Raw genomic sequence first — 572 nt, forward strand, 5'->3', positions numbered from 1 at the left:
GATGCTGACAAACGCGCCCGGCACATGGTGCAGGTAGAAGGCAAAATCTTCGCCGCCCATCTGCGGCGTGCCGCGTTCGGCACGGAAGCCGCTCGCCTGCGCCTGCGCCAGCATAAAATCGGCCCAGGCGGGCGTATTTACCAGCGCAGGCGGGCCGGCTACCCACTCCAGTTCCGCCTGCGCGCCAAAGCCGGCGGCGATGCTGCCGATAAGCTGGCGCATCTTGTGCGGGATGGCGGTGCGAATCGCATCGTTATGGGTACGCACTGTGCCTTCCAGTTCCACGCTTTGCGGCAGCACATTCCAGGTATTGCCCGCAGTAAAGCGCGTCACGCTGAGCACCACTGACTCCAGCGAACTGAAGACGCGGCTCGGCAGGGTTTGCAGCGCGGTCACGATATGACTGCCGATCACAATGGCGTCGATACCCTCATGCGGCCGCGCGGCGTGCGCGCCCCGGCCGTGAATATGAATGGTGAAGCGGTCAACGTTGGCGTAAAAGGCGCCGCCGCGCGTGCGCAGCGTGCCGAGCGGCAGGTCCGGCGCGTTATGCATGCCGAAAATCGCCTGTA

The 572-nt window shown here is 64.5% G+C and carries 1 protein-coding gene; it reads right to left on the reverse strand.

Annotated features, from left to right (window positions below):
- On the reverse strand, positions 1–572 hold a 572-nt coding region (locus B3797_RS01180), incomplete at both ends, for an amidohydrolase (protein WP_311790158.1).

It is taken from the genome of Pantoea sp. UBA5923 (assembly GCF_002431095.1).
GTDB lineage: Bacteria > Pseudomonadota > Gammaproteobacteria > Enterobacterales > Enterobacteriaceae > Pantoea > Pantoea piersonii.